The 4,537-nt window shown below is 54.7% G+C and carries 7 protein-coding genes and 1 other RNA gene; 2 read left to right on the top strand and 6 right to left on the bottom strand.

Going from position 1 to position 4,537, the window contains the following annotated elements; all coding sequences use genetic code 11:
* Positions 1-362: 362 nt before the first annotated feature.
* The 5 genes from KP702_RS15845 to KP702_RS15825 form a co-directional block, all read right to left on the bottom strand.
* Entirely contained in the window at positions 363-1,178 is an 816-nt protein-coding gene (locus tag KP702_RS15845; protein WP_202207620.1) for a TIGR00282 family metallophosphoesterase, read from the bottom strand.
* Between the two features lie 3 nt (positions 1,179-1,181).
* Positions 1,182-1,706: a 5-formyltetrahydrofolate cyclo-ligase gene (locus tag KP702_RS15840; protein ID WP_373687870.1), complete on the bottom strand. Its 525-nt coding sequence runs from the start codon at positions 1,704-1,706 to the stop codon at positions 1,182-1,184.
* Between the two features lie 43 nt (positions 1,707-1,749).
* Positions 1,750-1,906: non-coding RNA, 6S RNA (gene ssrS, locus KP702_RS15835), on the bottom strand.
* 47 nt (positions 1,907-1,953) lie between these two features.
* Complete coding sequence (locus KP702_RS15830) at positions 1,954-2,298, bottom strand: cell division protein ZapA (protein ID WP_202207622.1); 345 nt, start codon at positions 2,296-2,298, stop codon at positions 1,954-1,956.
* Positions 2,299-2,301: 3 nt separating this feature from the next.
* On the bottom strand, positions 2,302-2,517 hold the full coding sequence (locus tag KP702_RS15825; protein WP_086634867.1) for a hypothetical protein: 216 nt from the start codon (positions 2,515-2,517) through the stop codon (positions 2,302-2,304).
* A 158-nt stretch (positions 2,518-2,675) separates the two neighbouring features.
* Between KP702_RS15825 and KP702_RS15820 the strand changes: the two genes are divergently transcribed.
* The gene (locus KP702_RS15820) at positions 2,676-2,966 is read left to right on the top strand and encodes a hypothetical protein (RefSeq protein ID WP_252348792.1); all 291 of its coding nucleotides are present in this window, start codon (positions 2,676-2,678) and stop codon (positions 2,964-2,966) included.
* Positions 2,967-2,998: 32 nt separating this feature from the next.
* On the top strand, positions 2,999-3,577 hold the full coding sequence (locus tag KP702_RS15815) for a thiamine phosphate synthase (protein WP_202207623.1): 579 nt from the start codon (positions 2,999-3,001) through the stop codon (positions 3,575-3,577).
* A 24-nt stretch (positions 3,578-3,601) separates the two neighbouring features.
* Here the strand turns inward: KP702_RS15815 and KP702_RS15810 are convergent, their stop codons facing one another.
* A complete protein-coding gene (locus tag KP702_RS15810) occupies positions 3,602-4,333 on the bottom strand; it encodes a fasciclin domain-containing protein (RefSeq protein WP_202207624.1) in 732 nt (243 codons plus the stop codon).
* Positions 4,334-4,537: the final 204 nt, after the last annotated feature.

The raw sequence follows: 4,537 nt of genomic DNA, 5'->3' as shown, positions 1-4,537 counted from the left end.
TGAAGCATCTTAAAAAGATACATCAGCGTCTAAACGTTCGACACTCAGGTCTCAGGAAAATAATCCCAAAACCAGCAGCACCAAAACGCCGCCAACATATCCCTTCCAATTCCATATTCAATTTTCAAAGATCATCATCTCAAACCGCCCCGGCCAAGCCCTCGAAGAAGGCCCCGCCGCGTCGGTGAACGGGCTTATACGGCCACCACCCAACACTGTCAAACAATCATCATACGATACTTATCCACAAGAAAAATGACTGTAAATTAGGGAAAATGCGAGAAATCCACACTTTCCACCTTTTTAGCCTCCACAAAAAACTTTCATTTTTTGCATTTTTCTTCTGAAATCTTCGTCCCGCGTTAGAAATCCGGCCAGTTCGACGCCAGATGCCCTCCCATCCTTAAAGGAGCGACGCGGACAGCCAGACCTGTGGCATCATTTGTCTCGACCATCAGACCGCAGACTGTCGCCTCGCCTTCTGCTGGCTGAGGGCGCTCCCCTGGGATTTTACGGATCAGCCGATGAAGGGACGCTTCCTTCCCCATGCCAATGACACTGTCATAGTCACCGCACATACCGGCGTCCGTCTGATAGGCCGTGCCTTTGGGAAGAATACGATGGTCTGCCGTCGGCACATGCGTATGTGTTCCAACAACAAGCGACACCCGCCCGTCGAAGAACTGACCAAAGCCCATCTTCTCACTGGTCGCTTCCGCGTGAATATCTACGACAATTGCATTCACGGTCACGCCAAGCCGATGACGGGACAGCAGTTCACCAACGACCCGAAAGGGATCATCCAGCGGGTCCATGAAAATTCGACCCATGACATTAACCACCAGAGCGCGGCGACCACGCTCCAGATCTATAATGTAGCTCCCCTGCCCCGGCGTCCCTGCGGGATAGTTAATAGGTCGCACGATATTAGGCATCTGACTGATGTGGCTCACCATATCACGTCTGTCCCAGGCATGGTTGCCCAACGTGATGACATCTACACCGGCAGAGAACAGGCTTCTCGCGATATCAGGGGAAAGGCCATAACCATGTGAAGCGTTCTCCGCATTCACGACAACCAGATCCAAAGAGAGCTTTTTACGCCACTCCGGCAAGTTGTCGGTTATTGCTTCACGTCCACTCCGACCTACAACGTCGCCCAGAAACAGCAGTCTCAACAGTCAGCCTTCCAAATTATAAGGCCCCGTCTGAATCGTCTCTTTTTCAGTGACGACAACAGAAAGGGGAATATCGTACGGCCCAACGGGAATGCTTTTCATTTCCTGAAAGGCAAAACCGAAGCCAATTGCGGGCACATTCAGCTGCGCCAGAGTGCGGTCATAATAACCGCCCCCATAGCCCAAGCGAAAACCTTTCCGGTCAAACGCCAGGAAAGGAACAAGAACAAGATCAGGAACAAGGATGGGACCATCAGGATGAAACGTCCCAAAGCGACCTGCCAGCATGGGCGTCTCTTCGCTCCACCCCCGAAAAACGAGAGGCGTTCCTTTGGGCGTCGTCTCAGGCAGCGCAACGCGTCGCCCATCACCAGCCAGCCTGGAACACAAAGGTCGAAGATCGATTTCTCCCGGCAGGGGCCAAACTGCCGCTACGCTCGGAGCATCATAAGTCTGAACGGTTTTGAAAATCCGTTCCAGAAGGTCCGCTTCTGCATGCGCTTGCGCATTCCTGCGCTTCTCAGCCATGAGGTCGCGGAGTTCTTTTTTTTGCTGATCGATGGAAGAAATCTGTGGAGCCGCCAAAGCCGTTGGTCTTTTCAGCCCTCCTAGACCTGCAAGTGCAGGTGGGCACCAGTTAACGTGACCAGGGTCACGACAGAGCCAGTTCCCGTAGGAATGCTTATCGGCCCGGGGGTTGATTTGCCTGACGCACCAGGCAGCTCCGAACTACATATTAGACACTGCGGAGAGATATTCAACGGGAACCCGTCGATTACCCGTCCTTTTCGAGTGTCTCAGCCAAACCCTCAACCTGCTGCGTCAAATGTGTGAGCCTCGCCTGGCGGGATTCCGCGATACGCAAGGCCGCTTTGGCTTCTTCAACAGTCGCCAGCATATCATCCGGAATCGGGCGGCGCTTCAGCTCGAAAATTTCGTCCGCCATCAAGAGCGCAGCCATCATAAGTGTCTTGGACTCGCTGGCGGCACCACCAAGGGTCCTCGCCCGCTGAAGCCAGCTCTCAACCTGCCGCGCCATGGAATAAAGATGGTGTTCTTCTCCATCCTGGCAGCCAACACTGTAAACATACCCGTTCAGACGAATGGAAACCTGCCCCATGGCTCATTCTCCCTTTCGTTCAAGAATTCCGCGGATACGCACACATAAAGCATCAATGTTTGCGGCAATCTCTGGCAGGTCGGGAGCTGAACGCGCCTCGCGCTCACGCTCTTCCCGCATTCGGGCCTGCTGCTCCATCGCGGTGGCAATTCGCCCCACCGCTTCCTCAAGACGATCAATAGTCCTATCGTCCTGCAGAGATCCTGTCTGCTCGCTCAAAACGCGCTCTTTCCGTTCATGCCATCACTATGCCGAATACTATGACCGACACATCTCATCCTAGACTACCTAATCAGGAAAGACCCGAACCCTTCATCAGGTCAAGCGCTGCAGCTTCTCTGATGCTGCCAGTTTTCAGTATTTCTTCTTACCCTGAAATGACCAGACTCAGAGCGCAGCACCCTCAGCCCTTTCTGGCGCTCTCCCCTGACGGCGCAGGTAACAGCTTCGGAATTCCCTGGTGGCTGGATGTGGTGCAGGAGCAAAAAGCTTTTTCCATTCTGGATTGTGGCGCCTCCGCAGCTTTGGCGCGCATGGCACTCCTGGCCGGGATTGGATGGGTTGTTTGCCAAGCGTCTCCGCAGCAAATGAGAGCCTTGAAGTCAGACAAACTCCATGAAACGAGGGTCCTGACGGCCCGCCCTTCCCCTACCTCATGGCGACGCTAGCCCACCGCGCGTGAATCTGCGAAACTCTGCTCATGATACCTTGCGATCTTTATCCCGTTCTGCCCGCCACATTCGAAACAGCCGCAATGCTTGATGCATTGCCGGGGCTACTCGCACGCCCCGAGGTCACTGCGCTGCGTTTTCCAGCCACCCACAGCCTCGACAAAAAGCAGCTTTCCAAATTCGTGAGTCTGCTTCACGAGAATGACGTCGCCCTGATGCTGGATGTGGCGGATGTAACGGTTTCTATCTCGCCAGATCTTTTAAAGGTGGCTGATGGTATCCACGCGCCGTCACCAGACAGCCTGCCTGCCCTGCGCAAAATAGCAGGAGAGAACATCCAGATTGGATGCTTCTGCCAAAGCCGGGACGAAGCGATGCAGGCTGGAGAAAGCGGCGCGGACTACATCGCCTTCCCTTCAGAACATGCAGACATGATTAAGTGGTGGACGTCCGTAATGGAACTTCCTGCTGTGGCCGAAAACATTGTATCGGCCGAAGCTGCACGGACCGCCAGGGACTCTGCTACTGACTTCCTTGCCATCCCCCTGAAGCTGGATGGCAGCGATCAGGACTCAGTCACCAAGCTTTTAGGCGCGCTCAGCACCTGAGGAGGTAGCGCGCCCTTCTTTGATTCAGTGAGAAACAGGAAGCAGCGCGTCCCGCATGAAATACAGAACACCATTGGACTGCGGCAGCGAATGGCTCCACAGATGAGACACCTGCCCGGCGGGATTATTCAGGAAAATTTCGCCAGTCCGCGCATCGATATGGACGCTGATGATATCTCCATACAGCGTCTTAAGACCGATACCCCGACCATGGTTTCTGGCGATGGCCTTGCGGATAGCTTTTTCGTCCCATTTTCCTGATGCGATTGTATAGCCCAGGATATGGGTTAACTGGCCCTTCATCGCAGGCGCCATCAGTCCACCCGGCCAGCGAGCCGAGAGTTTTTCCATGGCTTCATTAGGAATGGCAAAAACCGTGTAAGGGCCGGGACCCGTGATCCAAGGCACCAGACCTACGTGCCGGATCGCAGCCGTATAATCGGCCAACTCTATTGACGCGGCGATATTTTCGTCCAGCGGGCGATCATCATACGACGGGGATGCAGGCCGGTGATAAGCGACCGGCGTGCTCGGCTCATTATTCTTGGGCGTTTCAAATGCATTGGCAACCGTGTCAGGCATATAAGACATGGATGTCTTTGCCTGGGTCTCGAAACTATCCTGATAATTATGCGACCAGTCCGTCCCATGACATCCTGCCAGAGCTAAACCCAGCAGGGCCACTGCGCCCGAACGAAGACCCGAGAACCGGGTCAAAGCGCCGGGGGCAGAGGAAAAACCGAATCGCACATGCATGTCTGGTCACACCGTCTTAATAAAGAGGACGCAGAACCATAGACGAGGAAACCGGGTTCAGCACCCGTCCCCGCGCATGGTCCATCCCACGACGTGACCGCTTACCAGTTCAAACGTCGTCTGACAGCTTGTGTTGTAATAGGTCGCAGGGAAACCGCCACCCCAGCCGCCGCCGTAGCCACCATAGCCGGGTCCACCCCAGCC

Origin of the sequence: Gluconobacter sp. P5B12 (assembly GCF_018812035.1) — a bacterium.
GTDB lineage: Bacteria > Pseudomonadota > Alphaproteobacteria > Acetobacterales > Acetobacteraceae > Gluconobacter.
The sequence above is the reverse complement of the archived record's forward strand: the minus strand, read 5'-3'. Positions and strand labels throughout refer to the sequence as shown.